Source organism: Pseudomonas sp. 1 R 17, from assembly GCF_900067035.1.
GTDB classification, from domain to species: domain Bacteria; phylum Pseudomonadota; class Gammaproteobacteria; order Pseudomonadales; family Pseudomonadaceae; genus Aquipseudomonas; species Aquipseudomonas marginalis.
This window is the reverse complement of the sequence record NZ_FKLB01000061.1, coordinates 1-26,993: the sequence shown is the minus strand read 5'-3', so window position 1 is coordinate 26,993 and position 26,993 is coordinate 1. Positions and strand designations below refer to the sequence as shown.

Annotated in this window: 26 protein-coding genes, 5 tRNA genes and 2 pseudogenes; 22 read left to right on the top strand and 11 right to left on the bottom strand. The window is 60.8% G+C overall.

Annotation, left to right across the window (positions count from 1 at the left end; genetic code table 11):
• Positions 1-13 precede the first annotated feature (13 nt).
• Complete coding sequence (locus BFP99_RS24870; RefSeq protein WP_027606844.1) at positions 14-1,039, bottom strand: outer membrane protein assembly factor BamD; 1,026 nt, start codon at positions 1,037-1,039, stop codon at positions 14-16.
• A gap of 149 nt (positions 1,040-1,188) precedes the next feature.
• Here BFP99_RS24870 and rluD point away from each other — a divergent pair, with 149 nt between their 5' ends.
• The 7 genes from rluD (at position 1,189) to BFP99_RS24835 (ending at position 6,301) form a co-directional block, all read left to right on the top strand.
• The gene (gene rluD, locus BFP99_RS24865) at positions 1,189-2,151 is read left to right on the top strand and encodes a 23S rRNA pseudouridine(1911/1915/1917) synthase RluD (RefSeq protein ID WP_027606843.1); all 963 of its coding nucleotides are present in this window, start codon (positions 1,189-1,191) and stop codon (positions 2,149-2,151) included.
• The gene (pgeF, locus tag BFP99_RS24860) at positions 2,148-2,873 is read left to right on the top strand and encodes a peptidoglycan editing factor PgeF (RefSeq protein ID WP_065924078.1); all 726 of its coding nucleotides are present in this window, start codon (positions 2,148-2,150) and stop codon (positions 2,871-2,873) included. The genes rluD and pgeF overlap by 4 nt, the downstream gene beginning before the upstream one ends.
• A 146-nt stretch (positions 2,874-3,019) precedes the next feature.
• The gene (clpB, locus tag BFP99_RS24855; RefSeq protein ID WP_027606841.1) at positions 3,020-5,584 is read left to right on the top strand and encodes an ATP-dependent chaperone ClpB; all 2,565 of its coding nucleotides are present in this window, start codon (positions 3,020-3,022) and stop codon (positions 5,582-5,584) included.
• A gap of 303 nt (positions 5,585-5,887) precedes the next feature.
• Positions 5,888-5,963, top strand: a tRNA-Asn gene (locus tag BFP99_RS24850).
• A gap of 9 nt (positions 5,964-5,972) precedes the next feature.
• A tRNA-Pro gene (locus BFP99_RS24845) sits at positions 5,973-6,049 on the top strand.
• Positions 6,050-6,054: 5 nt separating this feature from the next.
• A tRNA-Lys gene (locus BFP99_RS24840) sits at positions 6,055-6,130 on the top strand.
• 94 nt (positions 6,131-6,224) lie between these two features.
• Positions 6,225-6,301: transfer RNA gene (locus BFP99_RS24835), tRNA-Pro, on the top strand.
• A 131-nt stretch (positions 6,302-6,432) separates the two neighbouring features.
• Here BFP99_RS24835 and BFP99_RS24830 read toward each other — a convergent pair.
• The 3 genes from BFP99_RS24830 to BFP99_RS24820 are packed head-to-tail and all read right to left on the bottom strand — an operon-like array spanning position 6,433 to position 8,648.
• Positions 6,433-7,731: an NAD(P)/FAD-dependent oxidoreductase gene (locus tag BFP99_RS24830; protein ID WP_065924079.1), complete on the bottom strand. Its 1,299-nt coding sequence runs from the start codon at positions 7,729-7,731 to the stop codon at positions 6,433-6,435.
• A 60-nt stretch (positions 7,732-7,791) separates the two neighbouring features.
• Positions 7,792-7,965, bottom strand: coding sequence for a DUF3094 family protein (locus tag BFP99_RS24825; protein WP_016976295.1), 174 nt, complete (start codon positions 7,963-7,965; stop codon positions 7,792-7,794).
• A gap of 53 nt (positions 7,966-8,018) precedes the next feature.
• Positions 8,019-8,648 carry a DUF1780 domain-containing protein gene (locus BFP99_RS24820; RefSeq protein WP_027604891.1) on the bottom strand — a complete coding sequence of 210 codons (630 nt, stop codon included), beginning with the start codon at positions 8,646-8,648 and terminating at the stop codon, positions 8,019-8,021.
• Positions 8,649-8,752: 104 nt separating this feature from the next.
• Between BFP99_RS24820 and BFP99_RS24815 the strand changes: the two genes are divergently transcribed.
• The 3 genes from BFP99_RS24815 to BFP99_RS24805 all read left to right on the top strand — a co-directional run bounded on the left by BFP99_RS24815 (position 8,753) and on the right by BFP99_RS24805 (position 10,197).
• The gene (locus BFP99_RS24815) at positions 8,753-9,220 is read left to right on the top strand and encodes an FAD/FMN-containing dehydrogenase (RefSeq protein WP_065948455.1); all 468 of its coding nucleotides are present in this window, start codon (positions 8,753-8,755) and stop codon (positions 9,218-9,220) included.
• Positions 9,217-9,906 carry an energy-coupling factor ABC transporter permease gene (locus BFP99_RS24810; RefSeq protein ID WP_065924081.1) on the top strand — a complete coding sequence of 230 codons (690 nt, stop codon included), beginning with the start codon at positions 9,217-9,219 and terminating at the stop codon, positions 9,904-9,906. Before BFP99_RS24815 ends, BFP99_RS24810 begins: the two co-directional genes overlap by 4 nt.
• Positions 9,907-9,981: 75 nt before the next feature.
• Positions 9,982-10,197 carry a hypothetical protein gene (locus tag BFP99_RS24805; RefSeq protein ID WP_003171680.1) on the top strand — a complete coding sequence of 72 codons (216 nt, stop codon included), beginning with the start codon at positions 9,982-9,984 and terminating at the stop codon, positions 10,195-10,197.
• Here the strand turns inward: BFP99_RS24805 and yacG are convergent.
• The 4 genes from yacG to BFP99_RS24785 are packed head-to-tail and all read right to left on the bottom strand — an operon-like array spanning position 10,194 to position 13,082.
• On the bottom strand, positions 10,194-10,394 hold the full coding sequence (yacG, locus tag BFP99_RS24800) for a DNA gyrase inhibitor YacG (protein WP_065924082.1): 201 nt from the start codon (positions 10,392-10,394) through the stop codon (positions 10,194-10,196). The genes BFP99_RS24805 and yacG overlap by 4 nt on opposite strands.
• Positions 10,391-11,014 (bottom strand): dephospho-CoA kinase, encoded by a 624-nt coding sequence (gene coaE, locus BFP99_RS24795; protein WP_065948454.1) that lies wholly within the window; start codon positions 11,012-11,014, stop codon positions 10,391-10,393. Before coaE ends, yacG begins: the two co-directional genes overlap by 4 nt.
• A complete protein-coding gene (locus BFP99_RS24790) occupies positions 11,011-11,877 on the bottom strand; it encodes a prepilin peptidase (RefSeq protein WP_065948453.1) in 867 nt (288 codons plus the stop codon). Before BFP99_RS24790 ends, coaE begins: the two co-directional genes overlap by 4 nt.
• Positions 11,874-13,082 carry a type II secretion system F family protein gene (locus tag BFP99_RS24785; RefSeq protein ID WP_065924085.1) on the bottom strand — a complete coding sequence of 403 codons (1,209 nt, stop codon included), beginning with the start codon at positions 13,080-13,082 and terminating at the stop codon, positions 11,874-11,876. Before BFP99_RS24785 ends, BFP99_RS24790 begins: the two co-directional genes overlap by 4 nt.
• Before the next feature lie 202 nt (positions 13,083-13,284).
• Between BFP99_RS24785 and BFP99_RS24780 the strand changes: the two genes are divergently transcribed.
• The 5 genes and pseudogenes from BFP99_RS24780 to BFP99_RS34200 all read left to right on the top strand — a co-directional run.
• Positions 13,285-13,695, top strand: coding sequence for a pilin (locus tag BFP99_RS24780; protein ID WP_027604884.1), 411 nt, complete (start codon positions 13,285-13,287; stop codon positions 13,693-13,695).
• 35 nt (positions 13,696-13,730) lie between these two features.
• Positions 13,731-15,131, top strand: a complete 1,401-nt coding sequence (locus BFP99_RS24775) for an O-antigen ligase family protein (RefSeq protein ID WP_065948452.1) — start codon at positions 13,731-13,733, stop codon at positions 15,129-15,131.
• Positions 15,132-15,179: 48 nt separating this feature from the next.
• Positions 15,180-15,252, top strand: a tRNA-Thr gene (locus BFP99_RS24770).
• Between the two features lie 164 nt (positions 15,253-15,416).
• Positions 15,417-15,722 (top strand): DUF6388 family protein, encoded by a 306-nt coding sequence (locus BFP99_RS24765; RefSeq protein WP_027604882.1) that lies wholly within the window; start codon positions 15,417-15,419, stop codon positions 15,720-15,722.
• A gap of 21 nt (positions 15,723-15,743) precedes the next feature.
• Positions 15,744-15,833, top strand: a pseudogene (locus tag BFP99_RS34200) (outer membrane lipoprotein carrier protein LolA); the annotation flags it as partial.
• Between the two features lie 7 nt (positions 15,834-15,840).
• Here BFP99_RS34200 and nadC read toward each other — a convergent pair.
• A complete protein-coding gene (gene nadC, locus BFP99_RS24760; RefSeq protein ID WP_027604881.1) occupies positions 15,841-16,689 on the bottom strand; it encodes a carboxylating nicotinate-nucleotide diphosphorylase in 849 nt (282 codons plus the stop codon).
• Positions 16,690-16,933: 244 nt separating this feature from the next.
• Here nadC and BFP99_RS24755 point away from each other — a divergent pair, with 244 nt between their 5' ends.
• From BFP99_RS24755 to BFP99_RS24735, 6 genes and pseudogenes are all read left to right on the top strand, one after another.
• The gene (locus BFP99_RS24755) at positions 16,934-19,084 is read left to right on the top strand and encodes a DUF1631 domain-containing protein (RefSeq protein WP_065948451.1); all 2,151 of its coding nucleotides are present in this window, start codon (positions 16,934-16,936) and stop codon (positions 19,082-19,084) included.
• 61 nt (positions 19,085-19,145) lie between these two features.
• Positions 19,146-19,709 (top strand): 1,6-anhydro-N-acetylmuramyl-L-alanine amidase AmpD, encoded by a 564-nt coding sequence (gene ampD / locus BFP99_RS24750; protein WP_065948450.1) that lies wholly within the window; start codon positions 19,146-19,148, stop codon positions 19,707-19,709.
• Positions 19,706-20,542, top strand: coding sequence for a regulatory signaling modulator protein AmpE (gene ampE, locus BFP99_RS24745; protein ID WP_065924089.1), 837 nt, complete (start codon positions 19,706-19,708; stop codon positions 20,540-20,542). Before ampD ends, ampE begins: the two co-directional genes overlap by 4 nt.
• Positions 20,543-20,756: 214 nt before the next feature.
• A pseudogene (locus BFP99_RS34195) lies at positions 20,757-21,896 on the top strand (HAMP domain-containing protein); the annotation flags it as partial.
• A 117-nt stretch (positions 21,897-22,013) separates the two neighbouring features.
• Entirely contained in the window at positions 22,014-22,754 is a 741-nt protein-coding gene (locus BFP99_RS34190; protein WP_370737678.1) for a methyl-accepting chemotaxis protein, read from the top strand.
• 126 nt (positions 22,755-22,880) lie between these two features.
• Positions 22,881-23,312 carry a hypothetical protein gene (locus BFP99_RS24735; RefSeq protein WP_065924091.1) on the top strand — a complete coding sequence of 144 codons (432 nt, stop codon included), beginning with the start codon at positions 22,881-22,883 and terminating at the stop codon, positions 23,310-23,312.
• On the opposite strand, the gene BFP99_RS24730 is transcribed toward BFP99_RS24735, so the two are convergent.
• Both BFP99_RS24730 and cra read right to left on the bottom strand, forming a co-directional pair.
• A complete protein-coding gene (locus BFP99_RS24730; protein ID WP_065948448.1) occupies positions 23,259-24,035 on the bottom strand; it encodes a TatD family hydrolase in 777 nt (258 codons plus the stop codon). The genes BFP99_RS24735 and BFP99_RS24730 overlap by 54 nt on opposite strands.
• Before the next feature lie 2 nt (positions 24,036-24,037).
• Positions 24,038-25,033: a catabolite repressor/activator gene (gene cra, locus BFP99_RS24725; RefSeq protein WP_065948447.1), complete on the bottom strand. Its 996-nt coding sequence runs from the start codon at positions 25,031-25,033 to the stop codon at positions 24,038-24,040.
• A 294-nt stretch (positions 25,034-25,327) separates the two neighbouring features.
• Here cra and fruB point away from each other — a divergent pair.
• Positions 25,328-26,993: fused PTS fructose transporter subunit IIA/HPr protein (fruB, locus tag BFP99_RS24720; RefSeq protein ID WP_141690817.1), on the top strand; the 1,666-nt coding region annotated here is incomplete at its 3' end.

Here is a 26,993-nt window from a genome sequence, read left to right as displayed (position 1 = left end):
TGCGTCGACAGGCTCAGTCGAACACACCGAAGGTCATGTAGCTGAACCACGAGCGGTCCTGGTTGTTGCCCAGGGCCTGCGGCTCTTCTTCTTCGATCACGTCGCCGTTCTCGTCGTGCGGCTTGAGGTCCGAAGGAATGGCTTCCTTGGCATCCTGGAACTGCTTGATCACGTCCTGGTTGGCGCGAGTTTCGCCCGGCGGCAACGGCGGCCGCGACTCGATCAAGCCCAGGGTGTACTTGCTCAGCCACGAGCGGTTGTCTGCTTCGGCAACCTGAGGCACGAACTGGCCGTCTTTCAGGCTCGGGTGATCAGGGTAGTTGAGCTTCAGGGTTTCCAGGCTGGTGCTGGCCAAGTCGTCCAGGTGCAGACGTTGGTAAGCCTCGGTCATCACCGCCAGGCCGTCACCCACGGAAGGGGTTTCCTGGAAGTTTTCCACCACATAACGACCACGGTTGGCGGCAGCTACATACGCCTGGCGGGTCAGGTAGTAGTGGGCCACGTGGATTTCGTAGGAAGCCAGCAGGTTACGCAGGTAGATCATGCGCTGCTTGGCGTCCGGCGCGTAGCGGCTGTTTGGGTAGCGGCTGGTCAACTGGGCGAACTCGTTGTAGGAGTCGCGAGCGGCGCCTGGGTCTCGCTTGGTCATGTCCAGCGGCAGGAAGCGCGCCAGCAGGCCAACATCCTGGTCGAACGAGGTCAGGCCCTTCATGTAGTAGGCGTAGTCCACGTTCGGGTGTTGCGGGTGCAGGCGGATGAAGCGCTCGGCGGCGGACTTGGCAGCCTCCGGCTCGGCGTTCTTGTAGTTGGCGTAGATCAGCTCAAGCTGGGCCTGGTCGGCGTAGCGCCCGAACGGATAGCGCGACTCCAGGGCCTTCAGCTTCGCTGTGGCGCTGGTGTAGCTATTATTGTCCAAGTCTTTCTGTGCCAGTTGGTACAGCTCGACTTCGCTCAGGTTTTCGTCGACGACTTCCTTTGTTGACGAGCAAGCAGCAGTCATGGCGAGGATGGCGATCAGCAGCAGGTGTTTCACTTGCATGGCGGCTTGCGTCCCTATGACGGCCGCTGTCTTGGGCGGGGCCGTCCTGTTATGATGAGCGCCCCGTTGAAAGCCTCGGGGCAAAAGACGCCGTATTTAACCACAAGCGCGCAGCCGAAACCAAAGGCTGTGCCACGCCTAGTCTGAGCATGTCCGATAAAATTGAACTTCGCGCAGAGGTGCCGTCCGAATTGGGCGGCCAACGCCTCGATCAAGTCGCCGCACAATTATTCGCTGAGCACTCGCGCTCGCGCCTTTCCGCCTGGATCAAAGACGGCCGCCTGACTGTGGATGGAGCGGTTATCCGCCCGCGAGACATAGTCCATGGCGGTGCGATTCTTGAGCTGACTGCCGAGCAGGAAGCCCAGGGAGAATGGGTCGCCCAGGACATCGAGCTGGACATCGTCTATGAAGACGACGACATCCTGGTCATCAACAAACCCGCAGGCCTGGTGGTTCACCCGGCGGCCGGGCACGCTGATGGCACCTTGCTCAATGCCCTGTTGCACCACATCCCCGACATCGTCAACGTGCCGCGTTGCGGCATCGTGCACCGTCTGGACAAGGACACCACCGGCTTGATGGTGGTGGCCAAGACCATTCAGGCGCAGACGCAACTGGTTACGCAATTGCAGAGCCGTAGCGTCAGCCGTATCTACGAGTGCATCGTGATCGGTGTGGTCGTGGCTGGCGGCAAGATCAATGCCCCAATCGGTCGCCACGGCCAGCAGCGCCAGCGTATGGCGGTGATGGAAGGCGGCAAGCAGGCGGTGAGCCACTACCGCGTGCTCGAGCGTTTCCGTTCCCACACCCATGTGCGGGTCAAGCTGGAAACCGGTCGTACCCACCAGATTCGCGTGCATATGGCCCACATCAACTTCCCGTTGGTGGGCGATCCGGCCTATGGCGGCCGCTTCCGCATTCCGCCTGCGGCGAGCCAGACCATGGTCGAATCGCTCAAGACGTTCCCGCGCCAGGCCTTGCATGCACGTTTCCTGGAGCTGGACCATCCGACGAGCGGTAAGCGCATGAGCTGGGAATCGCCACTTCCAGACGATTTTGTCTGGTTGCTGTCGCTGCTCAAGCAGGATCGCGAGGCGTTTGTCGGATGAATGACTGGCTGATTCCTGACTGGCCCGCGCCTGTCGGGGTGAAAGCCTGTGTGACTACCCGTACGGGCGGCGTCAGCCAGGCGCCGTTCGACAGCCTTAACCTGGGCGATCACGTTGAGGACAGCCTTGAGGCTGTCCTTGAGAATCGTCGTCGCCTTACCGAAGCCTTTGATATTCAGCCGGCCTGGCTGCGCCAGGTTCATGGCGTGGATGTGGTCGAGGCCGACCCTGGCCGCACCGCCGAAGCCGACGGTAGCTGGAGCAGCACCCCCGGCATCGCCTGCACCGCGATGACCGCCGATTGCCTGCCTGCGTTGTTCTGCAACCGTGCCGGCACTCGTGTGGCTGCGGCCCATGCCGGTTGGCGTGGGCTGGCGGCGGGCGTGCTGGAGGCGGCCTTCGAAAGCCTCGACGCAGAGCCTTCGGACGTCTTGGTATGGCTGGGCCCGGCGATTGGCCCACAAGCTTTTGAGGTTGGCCCTGAAGTGCGTGAAGCCTTCATGCAGCACCTGCCGACAACTGCCGAAGCCTTTGTACCAAGCCTCAATCCCGGCAAATTCATGGCCGACATCTATCAGTTGGCCCGCCTGCGCCTTGCTGCGCGGGGCATCACCGCTGTTTATGGTGGTGGCTTCTGCACCGTGACCGACCCGCGCTTCTTTTCGTACCGGCGCAGCCCCCGCACCGGACGTTTTGCCTCCCTTATCTGGCTTGAACGCTAGACTCTGCTGATCTGGGTCAACGCTGATCCATATCAACCGCCGCTCGCTTGAATCTTCCAGAATCCACCCCATCTATAAGGGTATCTGGCAGGTTTCTTCATTCAGGATGTCTTATAGCTCCGGCCTGCTCAAAAGGAAGGTGACTAATGCGTATTGATCGTTTAACCAGCAAATTGCAGTTGGCCTTATCGGACTCCCAATCCTTGGCGGTGGGGCTTGACCACCCGGCCATTGAGCCTGCGCACTTGATGCAGGCACTCCTGGAACAGCAAGGTGGTTCTATCAAGCCCTTGCTGATGCAGGTGGGCTTTGATGTCAACAGCCTGCGCAAGGAGTTGAGCAAAGAGCTCGACCAACTGCCGAAAATCCAAAACCCTACCGGCGACGTGAATATGTCGCAGGATCTGGCGCGCCTGCTTAACCAGGCCGACCGCCTGGCCCAGCAGAAGGGGGACCAGTTCATCTCCAGCGAACTGGTGCTGCTCGCCGCCATGGACGAGAACAGCAAGCTTGGTAAGTTGTTGCTCGGCCAAGGCGTGAGCAAGAAGGCCCTGGAAAACGCCATCAACAACCTGCGGGGCGGTGATGCGGTTAACGACCCTAACCACGAGGAGTCGCGCCAGGCCCTGGACAAGTACACCGTCGACCTGACCAAGCGTGCCGAAGAGGGCAAGCTTGACCCGGTGATCGGCCGTGACGATGAAATTCGTCGCACCATCCAGGTTCTGCAGCGTCGCACCAAGAACAACCCGGTGTTGATCGGTGAACCTGGCGTGGGTAAAACCGCGATTGCCGAAGGCCTGGCCCAGCGCATCATCAATGGTGAAGTGCCGGACGGCCTTAAAGGCAAACGCCTGCTGTCCCTGGATATGGGGTCGTTGATCGCCGGTGCAAAGTTCCGCGGTGAATTCGAAGAGCGCCTGAAATCCCTGCTTAATGAACTGTCGAAGCAGGAAGGGCAGATCATTCTGTTTATCGACGAGCTGCACACCATGGTCGGCGCCGGCAAAGGCGAGGGCTCAATGGATGCTGGCAACATGCTTAAGCCCGCCTTGGCGCGAGGTGAGCTGCATTGTGTCGGTGCTACCACGCTTAACGAATATCGCCAGTACATTGAGAAAGATGCGGCCCTTGAGCGTCGTTTCCAGAAAGTCCTGGTGGAAGAACCGAGCGAAGAGGACACCATCGCGATCCTGCGGGGCCTGAAAGAGCGCTACGAGGTCCACCATAAAGTGGCGATCACCGACGGCGCGATCATTGCGGCGGCCAAATTGAGCCATCGCTACATTACCGACCGTCAATTGCCGGACAAGGCCATCGACTTGATCGACGAAGCGGCCAGCCGCATTCGCATGGAGATCGACTCCAAGCCGGAAGTGCTCGACCGCCTGGATCGTCGCCTGATTCAGCTGAAAGTCGAATCCCAGGCCCTCAAGAAAGAAGAGGACGACGCGGCCAAGAAACGCCTGGAAAAACTCCAGGAGGAAATCGTCCGCCTGGAGCGCGAGTATTCGGATCTCGAAGAAATCTGGACCTCGGAAAAAGCCGAAGTACAGGGCTCTGCGCAGATCCAGCAAAAGATCGAGCAGTCGCGCCAGGAGCTGGAAGCCGCACGTCGTAAAGGTGACCTGAACCGCATGGCCGAGTTGCAGTACGGGGTGATCCCGGACCTGGAACGCAGCCTGCAAATGGTCGACCAGCACGGTAAGGCTGAAAATCAGCTGTTGCGCAGCAAGGTGACCGAGGAAGAAATCGCCGAAGTCGTTTCCAAGTGGACCGGCATCCCGGTGTCGAAAATGCTCGAAGGCGAGCGTGACAAGCTGCTGAAGATGGAGCACCTGTTGCACCAGCGCGTGATCGGCCAGGAAGAGGCGGTCGTGGCGGTGTCCAACGCGGTACGGCGTTCCCGCGCCGGCTTGTCCGACCCGAACCGTCCGAGCGGCTCGTTCATGTTCCTTGGCCCGACCGGCGTGGGTAAGACCGAGCTGTGCAAGGCCCTGGCCGAGTTCCTCTTTGATACTGAAGAGGCCATGGTACGGATCGACATGTCCGAGTTCATGGAGAAGCATTCGGTGGCTCGCCTGATCGGGGCTCCACCAGGCTATGTGGGCTACGAGGAGGGCGGTTACTTGACCGAGGCCGTGCGGCGTAAGCCTTACTCGGTGATCCTGCTGGATGAGGTCGAGAAGGCTCACCCGGACGTGTTCAACATCTTGCTGCAAGTGCTGGAAGATGGACGGCTCACGGACAGCCACGGGCGTACTGTGGACTTCCGCAACACGGTGATCGTCATGACCTCCAACCTGGGCTCGGCGCAGATCCAGGAACTGGTAGGTGATCGTGAGGCCCAGCGCGCTGCTGTAATGGATGCATTGACCACGCACTTCCGTCCGGAATTCATTAACCGGGTCGACGAAGTGGTGATCTTCGAGCCATTGGCGCGGGATCAGATCGCGGGCATCACCGAGATCCAGCTGGGGCGTCTGCGCGGTCGCCTGGCGGAACGCGAGTTGTCGCTGGAGCTGAGCCGCGAGGCGTTGGACAAGCTGATCGCGGTTGGTTACGACCCGGTGTATGGCGCACGGCCTCTGAAACGTGCGATCCAGCGCTGGATCGAGAACCCGCTGGCGCAGTTGATCCTGTCGGGCAGCTTTATGCCGGGCACCAGCGTCGAGGCGACTGTGGAGAACGACGAAATCGTCTTCCACTGAGCCCGGATTGCACTGCAATAAGAGAAGGCCCTGCATCCCAGGGCCTTTTTTTTCGATAGGGCGTTGAACTGTAAGGCAAAGGCTTGTAAAGTGCGCCCCGCAGCAACGTCAGCCCACGGGTTTCTTCTCCCCAAGAAGAAATCAGAAAGAAGCGCAAATCATTGTCTTAAAAGCAATTTAAAGGGTTGACAGGGGTTTTTAAGATTGTAGAATAGCGCGCCTCAGAGACGCTAACGTAGCGATACGGACAGGGTCGAAGAGAAGGTTACACAGCAGTAAAAGTTGTACTTTGAAATATGTAGTTCCGTGATAGCTCAGTCGGTAGAGCAAATGACTGTTAATCATTGGGTCCCAGGTTCGAGTCCTGGTCACGGAGCCAATTTCAAACCGGGGTATAGCGCAGTCCGGTAGCGCGCCTGCTTTGGGAGCAGGATGTCGGGAGTTCGAATCCCCCTACCCCGACCATATTTGGGTCGTTAGCTCAGTTGGTAGAGCAGTTGGCTTTTAACCAATTGGTCGTAGGTTCGAATCCCACACGACCCACCATTTTTGAGACCAGTTAACGCTGGAATCGAATCTTAAGATCAGAGGCCAAAAGCGCTGATCGAAGAAGGCGACTGAAAGGTCGCCTTTTTTTTACCGGGGTATAGCGCAGTCCGGTAGCGCGCCTGCTTTGGGAGCAGGATGTCAGGAGTTCGAATCCCCTTACCCCGACCATATTAAAAATCCTCGTATCGAAAGATACGGGGATTTTTTTTGCCTTAAATTATCTCAACTCCAACACAATACTAATGTGGAAGGGAGCAAGCCCCTCCCACATTGACCGAGTCCCACCAGGGACTCTGTTGTCAGTGAAGTTTCAGGCGCGGCTCAGTCCCGCGTCCAATCTTGCTGCCCAGCATCAGCATCGCCGTGCGGAAGAAGCCATACAGTGCCATCTGGTGCATGCGGTACAGCGACACATAGAACATCCGCGCCAGCCAGCCTTCCAGCATCACGCTTCCGGTCAGGTTGCCCATCAGGTTACCCACCGCCGAGAAACGCGACAGCGAGATCAGCGACCCATAGTCGGTGTACTTGTACGCTGGCAGGTCCTTGCCCTCGATACGCAGTTTCAATGACTTGGCCAGCAACGAGGCCTGTTGGTGCGCGGCCTGGGCCCGTGGCGGCACATTGCGGTCGGTGCCCGGTTGCGGGCACGCGGCGCAGTCGCCAAAGGCGAAGATGTTTTCATCACGGGTGGTTTGCAGCGTCGGCAGCACTTGCAGTTGATTGATGCGATTGGTTTCCAGGCCATCGATGTCCTTGAGGAAAGCCGGGGCACGAATCCCGGCGGCCCACACCTTGAGACTGGCAGGAATCACCTGGCCACTGCTGGTGATCAATGCGTCGGCGGTCACTTCGCTGACCGCTGAGTTGGTCAGCACCGTCACCCCGAGCTTTTCCAGGGTTTTATGCACAGGCCCGCCAATCCGCTCCGGCAAGGCAGGCAGTACACGAGGGCCGGCTTCGATCAGGGTGATGTGCATGTTTTCCGGCTTGATGCGGTCCAGGCCGTACGCCGCCAGTTCGTGGGCCGCGTTATGCAACTCTGCGGCCAGTTCGACGCCCGTTGCACCCGCACCGACGATGGCGACGCTGATCTTTTCCACCACATCGGTCTGCCCGGCATGGGCGCGCAGGTAGTGGTTGAGCAGCTGTTGGTGGAAACGCTCGGCCTGCTTGCGGGTATCGAGGAACAGGCAGTGCTGCGCCGCGCCCTCGGTGCCGAAATCGTTGGTGGTGCTGCCTACCGCAATCACCAGGCTGTCATAGCCCAGCACGCGTGCAGGCACCAATTCGCGGCCTTCTTCGTCGAGGGTGGCGGCCAGCTGGATTTTCTTCTGTTCGCGGTCGAGCCCGCTCATGCGCCCCAGTTGGAACTCGAAGTGGTTCCATTTGGCCTGGGCGACGTAATTGAGTTCGTCTTCCGAGGAGTTCAGTGAGCCGGCAGCGACTTCGTGCAGCAAAGGCTTCCAGATATGGGTGAGGTTGGCGTCCACCAGCGTGATGCTGGCGGTGCCGCGCTTGCCCAGAGTCTTACCCAGGCGGGTAGCCAACTCCAGGCCGCCGGCGCCGCCGCCGACGATAATAATACGATGGGTCATGGGGGTATCTCGCAAGGCTAAAGGAAATCGGAGCAGTTACCCCCGCGAGCGCCAGGCAGCTCATAGCGTCAGGTAACTCAAAAGGCGGCTGAGCAGGCCGAGCCCGATCACCACCACCAGCACCACACCAAGGAGCAGCCACGGCCGGAAAGGCTTGCGCTCGACTCGGTTCTGGGAGAGTTGCAGGTACTCTTCGACATGCTGTTGGTCGTCGGGGTTCAGGCGGCTGGTCATATAAGGCCTCGTCAGGTAGACGTTGCAAAAGGGCGCCACGTTACAGTGGGGGATCAGAGGCTGATGCCCACATCGAACACTATGCTGCGCCCCAGGTTGTTGCGCAAGAAATCCGGCGCGTCCGGGTGGGCGAACAGCACCCGGGCAAATGTCGGCCCCACCAGCGACAGCGAGCGCCAGCCCTGGCGCAAGTATTCGGTGGGTGGGGGGAAGTGGCTGTTGAGGTCGAGCACTTCGCGCTTGAGGCTGGTGAACGCGACGATATCCAATTCGCCCAGGTCCATCCCGCGCTCTTTGTAGTTATGGGCCTTCTTGCGCAACGTGGGCGCCAGGCGCAGCAGGAATTCATGGGCGGGGATGCGCCGCGGCTTGGCTTCGCGCCGCACCAGCTGGCTCAGGGAGAATGCACTGCGTCGACGCAACAGCTCGTCACGCCATTCGTCGTTCAGGCGGCGCCCTTCATCGAGTACGAAAAAAACCTCGAAACTGGCATCGCGAAACAACACATCGGGCGGTTCTTGCCCGGCGGGGTGAAACTCTTCGGCGCGGTAGGGCACATTCAAGCCTTGCAACAGGCGCTGGCAGACCCAACGCTCACGCTCCCATTTGCGGGCATTGGACAGGAACGCATTGGCTTGTTCGGCTGCTACGGTGAGCAGGCGCAAATAATCTGAGTCATCCATGCCTGCAGCTTAGCGTCCAAATGATGACCGCAGGAAGTCCTGCTGCAAAAGCCAGGGTGTAGACTGGCCTTTCAAGCGTAATTCCCCCGAATGAGGAGCGTGCAGTGAAGTGTCTGGTGGTGCTGTTGCTGAGTCTTTTGCCGGTATGGGCACAGGCTGTTGAAGTGGGCGAACGCCTCGCTCCCTGGACCTTGCTCGATCAATTCGACCAAGCCTATACCCTCGATAACCAGGCACGGATTCTGTTGGTGGCGCGCAGCATGGACGCGGCCAAGCTGGTCGACGCGGCGCTGCAAGGCCAACCTGCAGGCTACCTCGAAGCGCGGCATGCCGTGTTCGTCGCTGACATCCAGCGCATGCCTCGACTGATCGCCAAATTGTTTGCGGTGCCGGCCATGCAATCCTACAACTACCGCGTCATGCTGGACCGTGACGCACGTATCGCCCCGCGTTATCCCGCGGCGGCGGATAAAGTGCTGTGGCTGCAGTTGGATCACGGTACGTTGGTTTCTCAACATGAATACGGCACTGCTGCCGAACTGCGCCAGGCCCTGGAGCAGGTGAAGCCGTGATCAGTGCCGCAGTGCTGGCGCCCACAACCCTCGGCATCGGCTGGCTGTTGTATGCACCGGTGCTGCTATGGGCGATCCTGCGCTCGCCATGGGTCGAGTTGTTTGCCGACCGGCGGCGCCAGCATTTGTTGTTCGGTACGGTGTTCGCACTGTTCATGTTGTGGCTGGTACGACGGGATTTCGACACCGGTGTGTCCTACCACTTTATCGGTATGACCGCCGTAACCCTGCTGTTGGATTGGCCCCTGGCCATCGTCGGTGGTTTTGCCGCCCAGTTCGGGTTAATGCTGCTTGGACGCCAGGACCTGGCAGCCCTTGGCATCAATGGCCTGCTGCTGGTCGTGCTGCCGGTGCTGGTCACCGAGGGCTGTGCGCTTGTGGTCGAGCGAGCGCAGCCACGCAATCCCTTCGTGTATATCTTCTGCTCCGGTTTTTTTGCTGCCGCGTTGTCGGCCTTGTTTTGCCTGCTGCTGGGGCTGGGGTTGCTGTGGTTCGACGGTCGTTTTGCCATGCCTGAATGGCTGGAGGATTTCGTCGGCTACCTGTGGCTGATCATCTTCCCCGAAGCCTTTATCAACGGCATGGTGATCAGCGCCCTGGTGGTGTTTTGTCCGGAATGGCTGGAGACATTCAACCGCACACGCTACCTCTCGGCGCCCTGGAAGGATGACGAATCGCAGCGTTGACCCAGATCAAATCCCGCGCAGCCGAGCAGGCCCATGCTCTGCGAAATTTTCCTAGGCAAGGCGGGAGCACGAATCATGAGTGTGTACGAGTGGGCACGGCAGGAGTTGCGCAGAAGCCAGGATGCGGCACAGGAAATCGGTTTCGACCCGGGCTTGACCCTGCGCGCCATGCTCAGCGCGGTGGTGCAGCAGAGCAAGGGCGTACGCAGTTTCGAAGACCTGGCCGACGAGCTGCAATACCTCGCAGAAAACCTCGACGACCAGCAGGAATACGCCTTTATGCGGCCTTAGTGGCGCGGCGGCAAGTCTTCGGAAAACAGCTCGTCTTCGGCATCCGGCGCCACGGGAATCTTGTGTTCCTCGGCGGCCCACGCGCCCAGGTCGATGAGTTTGCAACGGTCCGAGCAGAACGGCCGGTTGGGGTAGGCTGCATTCCATTCCACGGGTGCACCGCAGGTTGGGCAGTCGACGGTCAAGGGTTGGCTCATGATCGGCCTCCACGCAAAGTAAGGTAAAAGTGGTGCAGTCGCTCGACCTCGCTGTGCAGCCAGGCGAGATCCTGGTCATTGACTAGCACGTCATCGGCATGGTTCAGGCGGTCTTCACGGCTGGACTGTGCCTTGAGAATTGCCTGAACCTGTTGTTCGCTGATGCCGTCGCGCTGCAGGGTACGCTGAATTTGCAGCGATTGCGGCACGTCGATCACCAGGATGCGCTGGGTCATGCTGTACTGGCCGGATTCGATCAGCAGCGGGGACACCAGGATCGCGTAAGGCGAGCGGGCGCGAGCCAGGTGACCGCGAATCTCCTCGCCAATCAACGGGTGCAGCAAGGCTTCCAGCCAGCGGCGCTCTTCGGGCACCTCAAAGATCAGCTTGCGCAACGCGGCGCGGTCCAACTGGCCGTCGGGCTGCAATACGCCAGCACCAAAATGCTCGGCGATGCGGGCCAGCGCCGGCCGGCCGGGTTCGACCACCCAGCGCGCGGCGTGATCGGCGTCCACCAGGTCAATGCCCAGGTCGATAAAGTGCTGGGCTGCCGCACTTTTACCGCTGCCGATGCCACCGGTGAGGCCGAGAATCCAAGGTGTTGCAACAGGAGTGGTCATCTGAAACCGACAGACTGCAAATAGAAGTCGGTTATTTGACCACCCCAGAGCAATGCAATCCAGCCGGCAATTGCCAGATACGGACCAAACGGCATCGGCGTGGACGCCAGGGTCTTGCGCAGGCGCATCAGGATCAACCCGACAAACACCCCCACCAGCGACGACATCAACAGTGTCATCGGCAATATCTGCCAGCCGCCCCAGGCGCCGAGCAAGGCCAGTAACTTGAAATCACCGTGGCCCATGCCGTCTTTGCCGGTGACCAGCTTGAACAGCCAGAACACGCACCACAGGCTCATGTAGCCGATCACGGTGCCCCATAGTGCGTCGGGTAATGTCGTCAGTAATCCAAAGCTGTTGACGATCAGCCCCAGCCACAGCAATGGCAGCACCAGCACATCAGGCAGCAACTGGTGGTTTGCGTCGATCAGGCTCATTGCCAGCAACCCCCAACTCAACACCAGCACCGCTGCGGCCTGCCAGCCAAAGCCGAAATGCCAGGCAACCCAGGCCGAGATCAACCCACAGGCGAGTTCCGTGAAAGGGTAGCGGGGGCTGATGGCTCCCTGGCAATGGGCGCAGCGCCCCCTGAGCATCAGGTAGCTGAGCAGTGGGATATTTTCCCACGGCCGGATTGGATGATCACAGTGTGGGCAGCATGAGTTGGGGTGCATCAGGTTGTAGGTCGGCCCGCCAGGTTCGGCAGGCAAGCCGAGCACTTCATGGGCCTGGTCACGCCATTCCCGTTCGAGCATTTTTGGCAGGCGCCAGACCAGCACGTTGAGGAAACTGCCGACGATCAGCCCCAGTACCAGCGCGATGGTGACAAAGGCCAATGGGTACTCGTTCAGCAGCAGGCTCAAAATGCACTCCCCAGCTGGAAGACCGGCAGGTACATGGCGATGACCAGCGCGCCGACGATGCCCCCCAGCACCACCATGATCAATGGCTCCATCAGGCTGGTGAGGTTGTCGACCTGGTTGTCCACGTCAGCCTCATAGTGGTTGGCGACCTTTTCCAGCATGTGTTCCAGGGTGCCCGACTCTTCGCCGATCGCCGTCAGTTGGATCGCCATGCCGGGAAACAGGCCGCTGTTGGCCATGGATTGATTCAGTTGCATGCCGTTGGATACATCGTGACGCATATGTTCGATTGCCTGTTTGAACGGGCCGTTTCCCACGGCGCCGGCGACTGAATCCAATGCCTGGACCAGTGGAACACCGGCGGCGAAGGTCGTGGAGAGCGTGCGGGCGTAGCGGGCCACGGCGGATTTTGTCAGCAGTTTGCCTGCCAGGGGCGCTTTCAACAAACCTGTGTCCAGCCAGTAGCGAAAGCCCGACGAAGCCCGATAGGCCTGGCGCAGCCCAGCGGCTCCCGCGACTATGCCCAATACCAGCATCCACCATGCGTGCTGCATGAACGCCGACAGGGCGATCACGTGCAAGGTAAATGCCGGCAGTTTGCCGTCGACTCCGGCGAACAGGGCCTGGAACTGCGGTACCACGTGGACCAGCAGTATGCCGGTGACCAGGCTGGCAACCACCAGGACAGCAATGGGGTAGGTCATGGCCTTTTTGATCCTGGCCTTGAGCTGTTCACTCTTTTCCCGGTGGATCGCCACCCTTTCCAGCAGTGTCTCAAGCGCCCCGGCCTGTTCGCCGGCGGCCACCAGGTTGCAGTACAACTCATCGAAATAACGCGGTTGTTTGCGTAATGCCTCAGCCAGGCTGCTGCCGGCGGCGATCGCCTGTTTAAGTCCCAGCACCTGCTCACGCACAGCGCGATTGTCGACGCCTTCGCTGATGATGTCGAAGGCTTGCAGGAGTGGAACCCCAGCCTTCAGCAACGTAGCCAGTTGGCGTGTGAACAGCGTGATGTCAGCCGCTTTGACTGATGGGGTGAGGCTTGGCGGCAGCGGGGATTGCTTGCGCACACGACCGGGGCTGATCCCTTGCTGGCGCAGTTGTGCCTTGACCAGGGCTGCGTTGTGCCCCTTGGTTTGCCCGGACACCCTGCGCCCTTTGCGGTCGATGCCTTCCCAGGCGTAAGTCGTTGAAGCGTTGTCCATGTCGCGGTTCCGCATACAGGCTGTCGAAGATTTATAGCTTAGTCAGGTGACGGATTCGGGCATGCCGATGGCGCGGGATAAAAATGTCAGAATGTGCGTCTTGAGCGCGATTGGCCGCTTGCGGGTGAGTACACTGGCGCCGTTGCAAAAACGGGGTGCAGGACGCGCCTTGTCATGAGTTCTATTCTGGAGAGTGAATGTGATACGTCAGAAAGGCTTTACCTTGATCGAGTTGTTGATCGTCGTGGCAATCATCGGCATTTTGGCCACCATCGGCCTGCCCATGTACACCACCCACCAGGCCAAGGCCAAGTTCACTGCCGGCCTGGCTGAAATTGCCGCGTTGAAGGCTGGTTACGAAGACACCATCAACCAGGGCACCGTACCTACCGTGGCCTTGATCGGCGGCACCAGCCCTACGGCCAACTGCAAGATCGACGTGGCAGGCGATGTGGCCACGGGGGCGGGCTCCATCAGCTGCGAAATACTCGACGCACCGGCACCGGTGCTGGGCAAGACCATCACCCTGGTCCGCAGCGCCGCCGGCTGGAAGTGCGCGACGACCGCTGAAGCGAAATATGCCAGCAAGGGCTGCGGCGCCGACGGCGCATAACTGCTAAACCATCCACAGGGAAGTAGAGGTGGCCGATGGTGTTATCCGTACAGCAGCGAGGCGGTGTTTTCCTGGTAGCAGCGGTGTGCCTGTTGAGTGTCGGCATCTGTGCACCGTTCGGCGGGCATGATCTACAGCGTGTCATGCAAATTGCCATCGGGTTTTGCGCGGTGCTGTATGGGTTGTCGGTTACCTCCACTGAACCCTGGGTAGACAGGCCCACTGCCTGGGGCGTGGTGCTGGTTGTGGGGCTGGGCCTGCTGTCGTCGACGCTGGCCCATCAGCCCCTATGGGCGCTTACCGAAGTGGCGCTGTTTGTCAGCTGCGCGGCGATTGCCGTCGCCTTTGCCCTGCTTCGTCGTCACGGCGGCGAGCCTCTGGATCGCGTGCTGATCCTGGTTGTGGTGTTGCTGTGCCTGATCAAGTCGCTCCAGTATCTGTATGCCGGTACGCTGGCGTTCACCAGCGGCGAGCGCATGCTGGATCCTGACCGACTACTCTCCGGCTTTTCCAACAAGCGTTTCTACGGACAGTTTCAGACATTTACCTTGCCATTGCTGGCGCTGCCTTTGCTGATACCCAATGTCTCCCGCGCCTTGCGGGGGATGGTGTTTGCGTTGCTGTGTGTCTGGTGGCTGATAGCAATCAGCGGCGGTACGCGGGGTACCTGGCTTGGCATGGGCGTGGCGGGCGTGGTGTTGGCGCTGCTTGGGCCATGGGGGCGTCGCTGGCTGGGCTGGCAATTGGTCGCGGTGTTGGTTGGGCTGTTACTGTATTGGCTGATATTCACGGGGCTGGCGGATTACCTGGGGATTGAACTCACCAGTGATGCCGCGGATCGCCTCACCACTTCGCTGTCGGGACGGGGCCCGATCTGGTGGCAGGCGTGGCATATGCTCGTCGAGCGACCGTGGCTTGGTTACGGACCGATGCATTTTGCCGATATTGCCAACAGGATTGCCGCTCATCCCCATCAGGCGATCCTGCAATGGGCCAGCGAGTGGGGTGTACCCTCGGCGCTGTGCGTGGCGGTGTTGGCATGGCGAGGCGGCTGGACCACCTTGGCTGTGCTACGCGAGCGAGCGCTGTCCGCCGCGCGGGTTGACCTGCTGCGCTTGTGCCTGTTTGCGGCGTTGGTGGGGACGCTGGTGCAGGCCATGGTCGATGGCGTGATCGTGATGCCCAACTCCCAGGTCTGGTTGGCGCTGGTGGTGGGCTGGCTGATGGCGCTGCATGAGTTGCGCGTGCCAGCAAGCGCTGTGCTGCCGTTGGCGCGGAACCTATGGAAAGCCTTGGGTGTGTTGGCCGTTGGTCTGTTGGTATTTATCGCGGTGCGCGATGTGCCTCACCTCCAACAAGCCCAGCAGCAGTACCAGGACCGCAAAGGTAATTACCTGCAACCACGCTTCTGGGCTCAGGGGGTGATTGCTCGTTGAAGGGTGCAAGTTGCCGGGCGCCCGATGCGGTGCTAGCTTTAGTCCACCGCCCGTGTAGCTCAGTTGGTAGAGCAGCGCACTCGTAACGCGAAGGTCGCAGGTTCGATTCCTGTCTCGGGCAAAAAGGCGCTACTTTTTTAGCGGCAGTGCTTCAAAGGCAATGTTTTCAGATGATCCCAGAATGGTTCTGAAGGCCAGACGAGTTGGCACGTGTGCCCGCTCTTTTGTATCTGCGCAACCTTGATGACCCAGATGCATCCCCATTCCTCGATCTAAGAGAACGACATGACCACGACTGAAATGACCCAGGAAGTTCGGCATCAAGCAGCCCTCGAAAAATACCTTGAGGAATCGCCGCAGCTTAAAGAAGAGATCAAGGACCTGAGCGCCGATGATCAGCGCGACCAGATCCAGTGGGCGTTTGAGGACGAGGCCGAGAGCCAGGGCTTCCAGCCTTGGGAACTGACCCTCAAGTACACCTCGACGCCGGAAGAGTTCGAAGCGGCGCGGCTGGCCTTGCACAAAGAGGCGGCCGAGGTGCTGGGTGTCGAATGGGAAGAATACTGCGAGATGAACGACCTGGTCGTTTAGACGCAGCTTGTAGGAGCGAGCTTGCTCGCGAAAATCGCTAACGATGACGCGGGCTGCCTGGTTCCCTGCGGCGTTCTCAGGTTTTTCGCGAGCAAGCTCGCTCCTACAGTTAAGGTGCTCAGATACTGAGGCGCATCGACAAATCCACCGCCTTCACATCCTTGGTCATCGCACCAATGGAGATGTAGTCCACCCCCGTCTCTGCGATAGGCAGCAGGGTGCTTTCATTGATCCCGCCGCTGGCTTCCAGCTTGGCCTTGCCGCCATTCAGGCGCACGGCTTCCCGCATGTCTTCCAGGCTCAATTCATCGAGCATGACGATGTCGGCGCCCGCCGCCAGCGCTTCGCGCAGTTCGTCCAGGCTCTCCACTTCAATTTCCACCGGCTTGCCGGGTGCGATCTTGTGGGCGGCGCTGATGGCCTGGGCAATCCCGCCGCTGGCAGCGATGTGGTTTTCCTTGATCAGGAAGGCGTCATACAAACCGATACGGTGGTTGTGGCAGCCACCGCAGGTCACCGCGTACTTCTGCGCGAGGCGCAGGCCGGGCAGGGTTTTTCGAGTGTCCAGCAGCTTGACCTGGGTGCTGGCGACAAAATCCGCCAGGAACCGGGCGCGTGTGGCGACCCCGGAGAGTAACTGCAGGAAGTTCAAGGCAGAGCGCTCGCCACTGAGCAGCGAACGCGCCGGCCCCTCCAGGTGGAACAGTGCCTGGTTGGGGCTGACGCGTTCGCCGTCGGCCACCTGCCAGTGCACGGCGACCCGTGGGTCCAGTTGGCGGAATACGGCATCCACCCACGCAGTGCCGGCGATGACGGCGGCGTCGCGGGTAATGATGGTGGCCGTGGCCAGCCGTTCGGCCGGGATCAACTGTGCGGTGATGTCGCCGCTGCCGATGTCTTCCAGGAGCGCGCGGCGCACGTTGGCTTCGATTTCGGCGGTGAGGTCGGCTAGACGGAGGTTCGGCATATCAGGCTCCACAAACAAAGTGTCCCGATTATAGGGGCAGCGTGCGTTTGAACCCAGGCTCACCACTCATTTACAGCGCAATGTCAGAGTTTGCTGGCGCAACGGCACTCATTTGCAAGATAATCTCGCGCCTTGCAATTGGCGTCATAGCTTTGACGTCCTGGTGATAACCGGTTATCCACAGCCTTATTGGGCCTGTACCCGATCTTTCCCCAACGCTTTACCGCCGTTTCAGGAGGCCAGGATGCACAATGACGGAAAGGTGGTGCCAATCAATAAGGCACAAGCCACGCCATCGCCGCTCGCGCGCCTGCCGGTGGTGCTGCTGCAGGTTCGCGACAAGGCGGCGCAGCAGTTGCAGCAGGGTTTACAGGAACTGTTCGATAACGCCGACGACACCTTGTTCGAAATGGCCGACAAGGCCCGCAACAACGTGGACCACCATATCTTCTTTGAAGCCATGCGCGACCTGCGCCTCAAGCGCAAGAATTTCGAGCGTGTGTTCATGGAGCGGCTGTTCGAAGCCTTTGGCAACCTGGGGCTGGCGGGCCGTGGTGAACTTCAGTTGGTGCCGGTGGTGTCCTATGACGCGGCCTCAGGCACGTCCAAGGATGACCTGGAAAAAGCCGTCGCGCTTGAAGCCATGCTGGGCCGGGTGCGCCACCGCGACGGCCTGGCGCTGTCGCAACTCACGGCACGCCTGAGTGTCTTGCTCGGCAATCGCCTGGACGACTGTGAAAACCCCCTGGGTCCGGCGCTGCTGTGCGAGTTTTTCCTGCGTGCCGGGCGTAGCCTGGGCGTGGAGATCCGCGTCAAGCTGATCATGCTCAAGCTGTTTGAAAAGTACGTACTCAGTGATGCTGACCAACTGTACGGTGAAGCCAATCAGCTGCTGGTCGCGACCGGCGTGTTGCCGGAACTCAAGGCCGCGCCGTCCCGCCGCCCCTGTGGCCGTGCCGCCCGTGATCATCAGCGTGAAGAGGTATTGCCGAGCACCGACCAACACGTCGACGAAAATGGCCAGCAAGCCTTCAGCGCCTTGCAGGCGCTGTTGACCGTCGTGCGTGGTAGCGTGTCGCCTACCCTTGAAGCCAGTGCCGAACCCCAGCCTATCGCCACCCGCGACCTGCTGCGGCTGTTATCCCACTTGCAGCAGTACGTCCCGGAGCCGGAAGCCGAGGATGATTTCGACCTGTGTAACCAACTCGAGCAGTTGCTTACCCGTGTCAGCGTCAAGAGTGGCAAGTCGCGGGTGGTGGAGGATGCGGATGAAGATGTGATCAACCTGATCGCCCTGCTGTTCGAATTCATCCTCAATGACCGCGCAGTGCCGGACGCCTTCAAGGCCTTGATCGGCCGTCTGCAGATCCCGATGCTGAAAGTGGCGGTGCTGGACAAGAGTTTTTTCAGTCGCCCCGGTCATCCGGCGCGGCGCCTGTTGAATGAAATCGCTACCACCGCCATGGGCTGGAGTCCGGTCGATGACTTCCAGCGCGACAGCCTGTACCTGCGCATAGAGCAGGTGGTTCAGCGTTTACTCAATGATTTTGTTGAAGACCCGGCGATTTTTTCCCAATTGCTGACTGAATTCACTGCGTTCACCGCCGATGAGCGTCGTCGCAGCGAATTGCTTGAACAGCACACCCGCCATGCTGAAGAAGGGCGCGTGCGCACAGAAGCGGCGCGGGCACGGGTGGCCGAGGTACTGAATCGACGGATGCTGGGCAAGGTTTTGCCGCAGGCGGTGGTGCAGTTCCTGCAACAGGCCTGGAGCCAGGTGCTGTTGCTGGCCAGCCTCAAGCACGGCGAGCAGTCGGTGCAATGGCAAGCAGGGCTGCGCACCATGGATGAGCTGATCTGGAGTGTCAGCCTGCCGGCAGACACTGAAGCCGGGGTGCACTTGCTGGAGCAGTTGCCCGGGTTGCTCAAGGCACTGCGCGACGGTTTGACCAGCGCTGCATTCGACCCCTTCAGCACCCGTGATTTTTTTGTGCGCTTGCAGACCCTGCATGTCCGGCCGCCAGAGGGGGGCGATGGATGGCTCGAAGTGCGTGAACCCTTCGTGTTCAGCGTACTGCCGCTCGATCCCGTCGAGGGCCTGCCGGAGGATGATCCGGACCTGGCCAAGGTGCACCAATTGCGAGTCGGTGACTGGATCGTGTTCCAGCAGGGCCCGGCAGGCACCCTGCGGTGCAAGCTGACGGCGATCATGGCGCCGGCCAACACCTACGTTTTCGTCGGCCGTACCGGGCTCAAGGTTCTGGAGAAAAGTGCGGGCCAACTGGCAATGGCGCTCAAACGTGGCGCGCTGCATCACCTCGACGACGAGCCGCTGTTCGAGCGGGCGCTGGCGGCGGTGGTGGGCAAGCTGCGTCAACTCAATCGCGGCAAGTGATCGCAACCACGGGGTCGAACGCGGCATACTGGTCACACTTAGTCACGTTCAAGGATCCTGTATGCAGTTGGACCCCGCCAGCGGCTGGTGCCAGGGCATTCGCCATTGCCCTTCACCCAACTTCAACGAGCGCCCGGCAGGCGAAATCTCACTGTTGGTGGTGCATAACATCAGCCTGCCGCCCGCGCAGTTCGCTACCGGCAAAGTGCAGGAGTTTTTCCAGAACCGCCTGGACGTCACGGAACATCCCTACTTTGAAGGGATTGCCGACCTACGGGTGTCTGCGCATTTTCTGATTGAGCGCGACGGCACGGTGACGCAGTTTGTGTCCTGTATCGACCGGGCCTGGCATGCCGGGGTCTCGTGCTTCGAAGGGCGTGAGACCTGCAATGACTTTTCCTTGGGGATAGAGCTTGAGGGCACGGATGATTTGCCGTTCACCAACCCCCAGTATGTATCGCTGATCGACCTGACACGGCAGTTGCTGGCAGTCTACCCAGGTATTACGCCGCAACGTATTTGTGGCCATAGCGACATCGCTCCGGGGCGCAAGACCGATCCCGGCCCCGCTTTTGATTGGGCGCGCTTTCGCAGCGCCCTGCAGGATGGAGGACACGCACGATGAGTTTTCTGGTGTTGGTGCTGGCCGTGTGGATCGAGAAATTCTCGGCCCTGCGCCAGCGGTTGCAGCGTGATGGCGGCTGGCTGCGCGAATTGGCCAAGTTGGAGTCGAGCCCGCGCATGGGCAAGCAGCCGTGGCTGATTCTGGTCCTGCTGGTGTTGCTGCCGGTGGCGTTGCTGGCGTTGTTGCTGCTGGTGCTGGAACCGGTGGCCTATGGTTTGTTGGCGCTGCCGGTGCACTTGCTGGTGGTGATCTACAGCCTGGGCCGTGGCGATCTATTGGCTGGGCTGGGGCCATTTCGCGATGCCTGGCGCCGTGGTGACCTGCAGGCGGCCGAACATGTGGCCGAGCGAGACCTGAAGCTGGGCGCCGACAGCGGCGAGCAACTGCTGGAGCGCGTCCAGGGTCATCTGTTGTGGCAGGCCTACCAGAGTTTTTTCGCCGTGATTTTCTGGTACTTCCTGTTAGGGCCGGTTGCTGCGCTGGCCTATCGGCTGCTGGCGCTCGCCAGTGAGCACAGCCAGAACCCTCTGGTGGCTGAGCGCGCCGGGCAGCTGCGTCACGCGTTTGACTGGCTGCCGGTGCGCCTGCTGGCGGCCAGTTTTGCCCTGGTGGGCAACTTCGTCGCGGTCAGCCGTGTCATGCTCCACGAGTTGTTGAGCTGGGACATCAGCGCCGCGCAACTGGTGGAAAAAGTTGGCCTGGCCGCCGCTGAAATCCCACCGCCCGTAGTGGGCGCAGACGGTATCAACAGCCTGGATCGCCTGTGGGAACTGCTGCTGCGTGCGGCGGTGCTGTGGTATGCCGGGTTTGCGATCTGGATCGTGCTCCCCTGATTCCTGTGGTGAGCGGGCTTGCCCCGCGACGGGCTGCGCAGCAGCCCCCCGCCACTCTCACTCGTTAACTTTACGTTACAAAACTCCCTTTCAAATTGAGCTATACAGACAGAGCGCCAAATAGTGGCTTTCTGCCGCCGCCCTGCGCCTGAATAAAAATAAAACAAAGGGGAGGTCACCTGTGAAGAGCTTGCTCTATCCCGCCGTCGCGCTGATGAACCGTCTTAGCTTCGGCCTGAAGTTCAGCCTGATCAGCGTGCTGTTCCTGCTGCCGATGCTGGCCACCAACTATTACCTGGTGCGTGATTCCTGGCGCGAATTCCAGGGCACCCGTGTCGAGCTGCAAAGCCTGGATTTGCTCGGCAGTAGCCTGGTCCTGCGCCGTGACCTGGAAACCCTCAATAACCAGGTGCAGATCAACGCAACGCTCGGTCAGTCCGGCAAGGCCGCTGACCTTGAGGGCAAGATCAGCGCCTTGGAGCAGAGCGTGCTCGCCCGTCTGCAAGGCCTCAACCCGATGGCTGCCGAACCTGAGCAAATCGCTGCCTTTGAAGGTAAGCGTGACGAACTGATCACGGCCTTCCAGGCCCAGCAACAGGAAAGCTCGCTGCAGAGCAAAAGTGCGTTGATCGGCAAGTTGCTCAACAAGGCACAGATGCTCAGCCAGATCATTGCCAGCCAGTCCGGCTTGAGCCGCGACCCCCAGAGTGACTTGCGCCAGCTCAGCGAGCTGATCACCAGTGTCACCCCGCAGGTCACCCAGACCCTGGGAGAAGGCCGGGCGATGGGGGCCTACTCCCTGGGCCAGGGTTTTCTCAACTCATCTTCCAGTACCCGCTTCGACGAACTGCTGCAACAGTTGGAAAAGCTCCAGGCCGAATACGCCTTGAAATTGCAGGACGTCCTGGGCTCCAGCAACGCCGCGCACGCGGCGCTCGACAGCCTGGCCAAGGCCAGCAACGCCAGCCTCAAGCACGGCAGTGAATTGTTTGAAGAGCAGGTGGTGATGGCCGAAACCCTTGACGCGCCGTGGCAGGGTTTCTATGACAGCGTCAGCCAATTGATGGAGCACACCTATCAGCTTGATGACGCCACCCTGACGTTCCTCGGGCAGCAGCTGGAGCAGCGCCTGGCGCAGAACCGTACGCACATGGTGGTGCTGGTCTCGGCGCTGACGGCGGTGTTTTTGCTGATCTTCTACCTGTATGCAGGGTTCTACGCGTCTACTCGCACCACGTTACGGCGCCTGGGGGCGATGATGGACAAGGTGGCCGCCGGCGACATGACCGTTACCTTTGTTGCCCAAAGCCGCGATGAGTTGGGCGACCTCGGCCAAGTGTTCAACGGCACCGTGGCGAAAATCCATGATTTGATCGAGCGCGTCGGGCATACCGTCAGCCAGGTCGAGTTGCAGGCCGGCCAAGTGGAAACGGTCTCGGCCCGGAGCAATCAGGCGGTCTCTGGCCAGCGCATGCAGATTGAGCAGGTGGCGACGGCCATGAACCAAATGTCCTCCACCGCCCAGGAAGTGGCGCGCAGTGCCGCGGCGGCGGTCAGCAGTGCCCACAGCGTCAACGATGAAACCGTCAATGGCCGTGGCCTGGTGCAATCCCAGCAGGGCAGCATTGCGCGGCTGGCCTCGGAGATCGACCAGTCGGTTAGGGTGATCAACCAGTTGGCCACCGACAGCCAGTCCATCAGCAGCGTCCTGGAGGTGATCAAGAGCATCGCCGAGCAGACCAACCTGCTGGCACTCAATGCGGCCATCGAGGCCGCACGGGCGGGTGAGCAGGGACGCGGCTTTGCCGTGGTGGCCGACGAGGTGCGAACCCTGGCCCGGCGGACCCAGCATTCCACCGAAGAAATCGAGCAAATGATCAGCCGCCTGCACAGCGGCGTGGCCGCAGCCGTGAAGGCCATGGGCACCAGCCATGAAATGGCCAGCGGCACTGTGGAACAGTCGGACAAGGTCCAGCAAGCCCTGGAAAATATCCTCGGTGCCGTGGGCATGATCGTCGATCAGAATCAGCAGATCGCCGCAGCGGTGGAGCAGCAGACCGCCGTCGCCCATGACATCGACCAGAATATCGTCGAAATCAATCGTGCCGGCGAGCATGCTGCCCAAGGCGCGCATCAGACTGAAGCGGCGAGCCGGCAGCTGTCGATACAGGTGATCGAGTTGAAGCAACTGATCGGGGCCTTTCGTGTGTAAGGCGGTGGTGTAGGATTGGTCTTGGGTTGGTGTAGTGCCTGTCCTGATTTCCTGAAGTACCTTTTTTGCGCGGGTGAATGAGTGAAAATTTGTGTCACTCAATCAAGGTCCAAGGGAGGCATGACAATGACCACTGCAGTCGGCGTCAAGGGGCACTGCGCCCATTGCGACATCACGTTCGAACTCAAGCCTTGGCAGTTAAATGCCATCGCCATTGAAGAACCCTTTGATTGCCCGTATTGCCAGCGCGTCCTGGAGCTGAACTGCCCCCGGCAGTTGCGACATTTCAAGGCGCTGGACCATTGGGCGCTGGTACGCCCGAGCATGGCCGTGCTGACGTGTGTGGTGCTGATCGTGGCGCTGGTGACGGAGTGGATTGGCCTGATCAGTGTGGTCGGGCAGCTCAACGTGTCATTGATGGTGCTGCTGGTGCACTTCCTGGTGCTGCGCTATGTCCGTCATCGGCAGCGAATGACCTTGAACCTGCAAGCGGTGACCCCGGTACTACCAATTGAACAGCTCGCACGCATTGCGTGTGCTCGCCTCGGCCAGCGCTAGGGGGCTGGTGCCCATGCGCTCGGCCAGGGCGGTGCAGATCGCCGGCAGGTGCTGCGGGCTGTTGCGCTGGCCCGGGTACATGGCCGGCGCCATGTCGGGGGCGTCGGTTTCCAGTACGACCGCGTTCAGCGGCAGCTGTGCCAGCACCTTATGCATGCGCAGGGCCTGGGGCCATGTGGCTGCGCCACCCAGGCCGAGCTTGAGCCCGAGCTTGATGTATTCGTGGGCTTCTTCCCGGCTGCCGGCAAACGCGTGGATGATGCCGCCCCGTGGCAGGCGGATGCGCTTGAGCGTGGCGATCACGGCCGCGTGGCTGCGGCGTACGTGGAGCAGCGCCGGCAGTTGGAAGTCCACCGCCAGTTTGAGTTGGGCTTCGAACAGGCCTTGCTGGCCTTCGCGATCCAGCTGTTCAACAAAGTAATCCAGGCCGATCTCACCTACCGCGCAGAGCTGTCGATGGCCGTGCAGGCGGGTCAACCAGTCTCCCAACTCCGTCAGGTCGGCGGGCTTGTGCTCATCGAGGTACACCGGATGCAGGCCAAAGGCCGCGAACAAACCGGCATCCGCCTGCACCAGATCCCACAGCCTCTGCCAATTCTGCTGATACACCCCCAGCACCACCATGCGCCGCACGCCCAATGCACGGCTGTGGGCAAGGACTTCCCGGCGATCGCTGTCGAAGTCCGGGAAGTCCAGGTGGGTGTGGGTGTCGATCAGTTCCACGCTCAGGCCTCGTGAATACGCTGCTTGAAGGTCCGGCCGATGGCGTGCACGCCCGGTTGGTACTGTTCTTCTTCAATGGCGGCCAGGGCCAGGCGCAGGGCGGTGTCGGCAATCAGCTGATGTTGCTGGGCCATGGCGTTGACCGGCAGCGGCAGGAAGTCCAGCAACTGGGTGTCACCAAACGTGCCCAGGCGCAGCGGGCGTGACTTGAGCGGGAAGTCATGCAGTGCGTCGAACACGCCTTGCAGCAGCACGTAGGACGTGGTCACCAAGGCGTCAGGCAAGTGCCCCAGTTGATGCAGAAGTTGCTCCATCAGCTGTCGGCCACAGTCGCGGCTGAAGGCTTCGCCGTGTTCGACGATGACCTCGCCGGTGAAACCGCCGAGCGCTTCACGGAAACCGGCCGCACGCTCCTGGCTGATGCTCAGCTCGGGCCGCGCGCCAATCAGCACGATCTGCTTGGGCAACGGTTGCAGCAAGCTGCTGGTCAGTTGCTGGCAGGCCTGGCGGTCGTCGCTGACCACCGAGCAGAACTGGTCCGCCCCCATCACCCGGTCGATGGCAATCACCGGCAAACCCTTGGCTTGCAGCTCGCGGTAACTGTCATCGCTGGCCGGCAGGCAACTGGCGACGAACAGCGCGTCGCAACGGCGGGCGCGGAACAGTTGCAGCAGTTGGCGCTCGCTCTCGGCTTCATCGTCTGAACTGGCGATCAGCAACTGATAGCCGCGGGCCCGTGCACCTTGCTCCAGCAGCTTGGCGATGCGTGCGTAACTGGGGTTTTCCAGATCCGGGAGGATGAACCCCAGGGTACGGGTATGCCGGCTGCGCAGCCCGGCGGCCTGGGGGTTGGGCGTAAAGCCATGGGCTTCAACCACGGCACGCACGCGCTCGACGGTCGCGCTGCTGATGCGTTGCTGTGCGGCTTTGCCATTGATGACATAGCTGGCGGTGGTCACGGACACACCGGCCAGACGTGCGATATCACTGAGTTTCAAACCGGGATTTCCTTGTTTTTTGGAGCTCGCCCCGACATTTTGTCCAATCGTAACCGATTCCTGCACACGACTAATGTCTCAGCTCAAGTGCCGAGTGGTCCTTCAAGGATGCGCAATTAACGCGTAACCTGCCATAAATTCTAGATTAAACGTTTCAGCCGGCGTATTTTTACGACGTTAGCCACTGAGTACCTACTGCCAATTGACTACTCAGTCAGCTGTCCCGGAACACCATTACACTGTTTTATTCAAAACAATACCTAGTGCGTCCATCGCACTAACTAGGAGAACGGCATGCTTGAGCTCACTGTAGAGCAGATTTCCATGGGCCAGGTGGCTGTGGATAAATCTGCTGCCCTGCACCTGCTCGCTGACAAACTGGTGGCTGATGGCCTGGTCGCCGAGGGGTATCTCAGCGGCTTGCAAGCCCGTGAAGCCCAAGGCTCGACCTTTCTTGGCCAAGGTATTGCCATCCCCCATGGCACCCCCGAAACCCGCGACCAGGTGTTTTCCACTGGCGTGCGCCTGTTGCAGTTCCCCGAAGGCGTGGACTGGGGCGATGGGCAGATTGTGTACCTGGCCATTGGTATTGCCGCCAAATCCGACGAACACCTGCGCCTGCTGCAACTGCTCACCCGCGCCCTCGGTGAAACCGACCTGGGCCAGGCGCTGCGTCGCGCCGGCACGGCTGAAGCCTTGCTGAAACTGCTGCAGGGCGCACCTCAGGAGCTGGCGCTGGACGCGCAGATGATCAGCCTGGGCGTGTCTGCCGATGACTTCGAAGAGCTTGTCTGGAGAGGCGCACGCCTGCTGCGCCAGGCCGATTGCGTCAGCAATGGGTTTGCCGCAGTGCTGCAACAGGTCGATGCGTTGCCCCTGGGTGATGGCCTGTGGTGGCTGCACAGCGAGCAGACGGTCAAGCGCCCGGGCCTGGCGTTTGTTACGCCCGACAAGCCCATGCGCTATCTCGGCCAGCCCCTTAACGGCCTGTTCTGCCTGGCCAGCCTGGGTGAAGCCCATCAGGCCTTGCTTGAACGCTTGTGCGCCTTGTTGATTGAAGGCCGTGGCCAGGAATTGGGGCGCGCCACCAGCAGCCGCGCGGTGCTCGAAGTGCTCGGCGGTGAGCTGCCACCTGACTGGCCCAGCGCCCGCATCACCCTGGCTAACGCCCACGGCCTGCACGCACGGCCGGCGAAGATCCTCGCGCAATTGGCCAAAAGTTTTGAAGGCGACATCCGCGTGCGCATCGTTGACGGCCCGGTAGGCGCCGTGTCGGTGAAGAGCCTGAGCAAGCTGCTGAGCCTTGGCGCCCGGCGTGGCCAGGTGCTGGAATTTGTTGCTGAACCGACGATTGCCGGCGATGCGTTGCCCGCGCTGCTGGCCGCTGTCGAAGAGGGCCTGGGCGAAGAGGTCGAGCCACTGCCGACCGTGAGCGCACAGCCCGAAGCCCTTGATATTGCGCCAGTGATCAGCGCGCCACAGGCCGGCAGCCAGCTCCAGGCCATCGCCGCGGCGCCGGGCATTGCCATTGGCCCTGCACATATCCAGATTCAACAGGTGTTCGATTACCCCTTGCGCGGCGAGTCCTCGGCCATTGAGCGCCAGCGCCTGCAAGATGCCCTGGCCGATGTGCGCCGGGATATCCAGGACCTGATCGAACGCAGCCAGGCCAAAGCCATCCGCGAGATTTTCATCACCCACCAGGAAATGCTCGACGACCCGGAACTCACCGACGAAGTCGACACCCGTCTCAAGCAAGGTGAAAGCGCACAAGCGGCGTGGATGAGCGTGATCGAAGCCGCCGCCAAGCAGCAGGAATCGTTGCAGGATGCCTTGCTTGCCGAGCGCGCCGCCGACCTGCGCGACATCGGTCGCCGGGTGCTGGCGCAATTGTGCGGCGTTGAAACCGCCCAGGAACCGAGCGAAGCCTACATCCTGGTGATGGACGAAGTCGGCCCTT

Bases quoted from the DNA above. Each gene is read 5' to 3' on its own strand.
- BFP99_RS24870 (WP_027606844.1), bottom strand. From the start codon at position 1,039: ATGCAAGTGAAACACCTGCTGCTGATCGCCATCCTCGCCATGACTGCT.
- rluD (WP_027606843.1), top strand. From the start codon at position 1,189: ATGTCCGATAAAATTGAACTTCGCGCAGAGGTGCCGTCCGAATTGGGC.
- pgeF (WP_065924078.1), top strand. From the start codon at position 2,148: ATGAATGACTGGCTGATTCCTGACTGGCCCGCGCCTGTCGGGGTGAAA.
- clpB (WP_027606841.1), top strand. From the start codon at position 3,020: ATGCGTATTGATCGTTTAACCAGCAAATTGCAGTTGGCCTTATCGGAC.
- BFP99_RS24830 (WP_065924079.1), bottom strand. From the start codon at position 7,731: ATGACCCATCGTATTATTATCGTCGGCGGCGGCGCCGGCGGCCTGGAG.
- BFP99_RS24825 (WP_016976295.1), bottom strand. From the start codon at position 7,965: ATGACCAGCCGCCTGAACCCCGACGACCAACAGCATGTCGAAGAGTAC.
- BFP99_RS24820 (WP_027604891.1), bottom strand. From the start codon at position 8,648: ATGGATGACTCAGATTATTTGCGCCTGCTCACCGTAGCAGCCGAACAA.
- BFP99_RS24805 (WP_003171680.1), top strand. From the start codon at position 9,982: ATGAGTGTGTACGAGTGGGCACGGCAGGAGTTGCGCAGAAGCCAGGAT.
- yacG (WP_065924082.1), bottom strand. From the start codon at position 10,394: ATGAGCCAACCCTTGACCGTCGACTGCCCAACCTGCGGTGCACCCGTG.
- coaE (WP_065948454.1), bottom strand. From the start codon at position 11,014: ATGACCACTCCTGTTGCAACACCTTGGATTCTCGGCCTCACCGGTGGC.
- BFP99_RS24785 (WP_065924085.1), bottom strand. From the start codon at position 13,082: ATGGACAACGCTTCAACGACTTACGCCTGGGAAGGCATCGACCGCAAA.
- BFP99_RS24775 (WP_065948452.1), top strand. From the start codon at position 13,731: ATGGTGTTATCCGTACAGCAGCGAGGCGGTGTTTTCCTGGTAGCAGCG.
- BFP99_RS24765 (WP_027604882.1), top strand. From the start codon at position 15,417: ATGACCACGACTGAAATGACCCAGGAAGTTCGGCATCAAGCAGCCCTC.
- nadC (WP_027604881.1), bottom strand. From the start codon at position 16,689: ATGCCGAACCTCCGTCTAGCCGACCTCACCGCCGAAATCGAAGCCAAC.
- BFP99_RS24755 (WP_065948451.1), top strand. From the start codon at position 16,934: ATGCACAATGACGGAAAGGTGGTGCCAATCAATAAGGCACAAGCCACG.
- ampD (WP_065948450.1), top strand. From the start codon at position 19,146: ATGCAGTTGGACCCCGCCAGCGGCTGGTGCCAGGGCATTCGCCATTGC.
- ampE (WP_065924089.1), top strand. From the start codon at position 19,706: ATGAGTTTTCTGGTGTTGGTGCTGGCCGTGTGGATCGAGAAATTCTCG.
- BFP99_RS34190 (WP_370737678.1), top strand. From the start codon at position 22,014: ATGCAGATTGAGCAGGTGGCGACGGCCATGAACCAAATGTCCTCCACC.
- BFP99_RS24735 (WP_065924091.1), top strand. From the start codon at position 22,881: ATGACCACTGCAGTCGGCGTCAAGGGGCACTGCGCCCATTGCGACATC.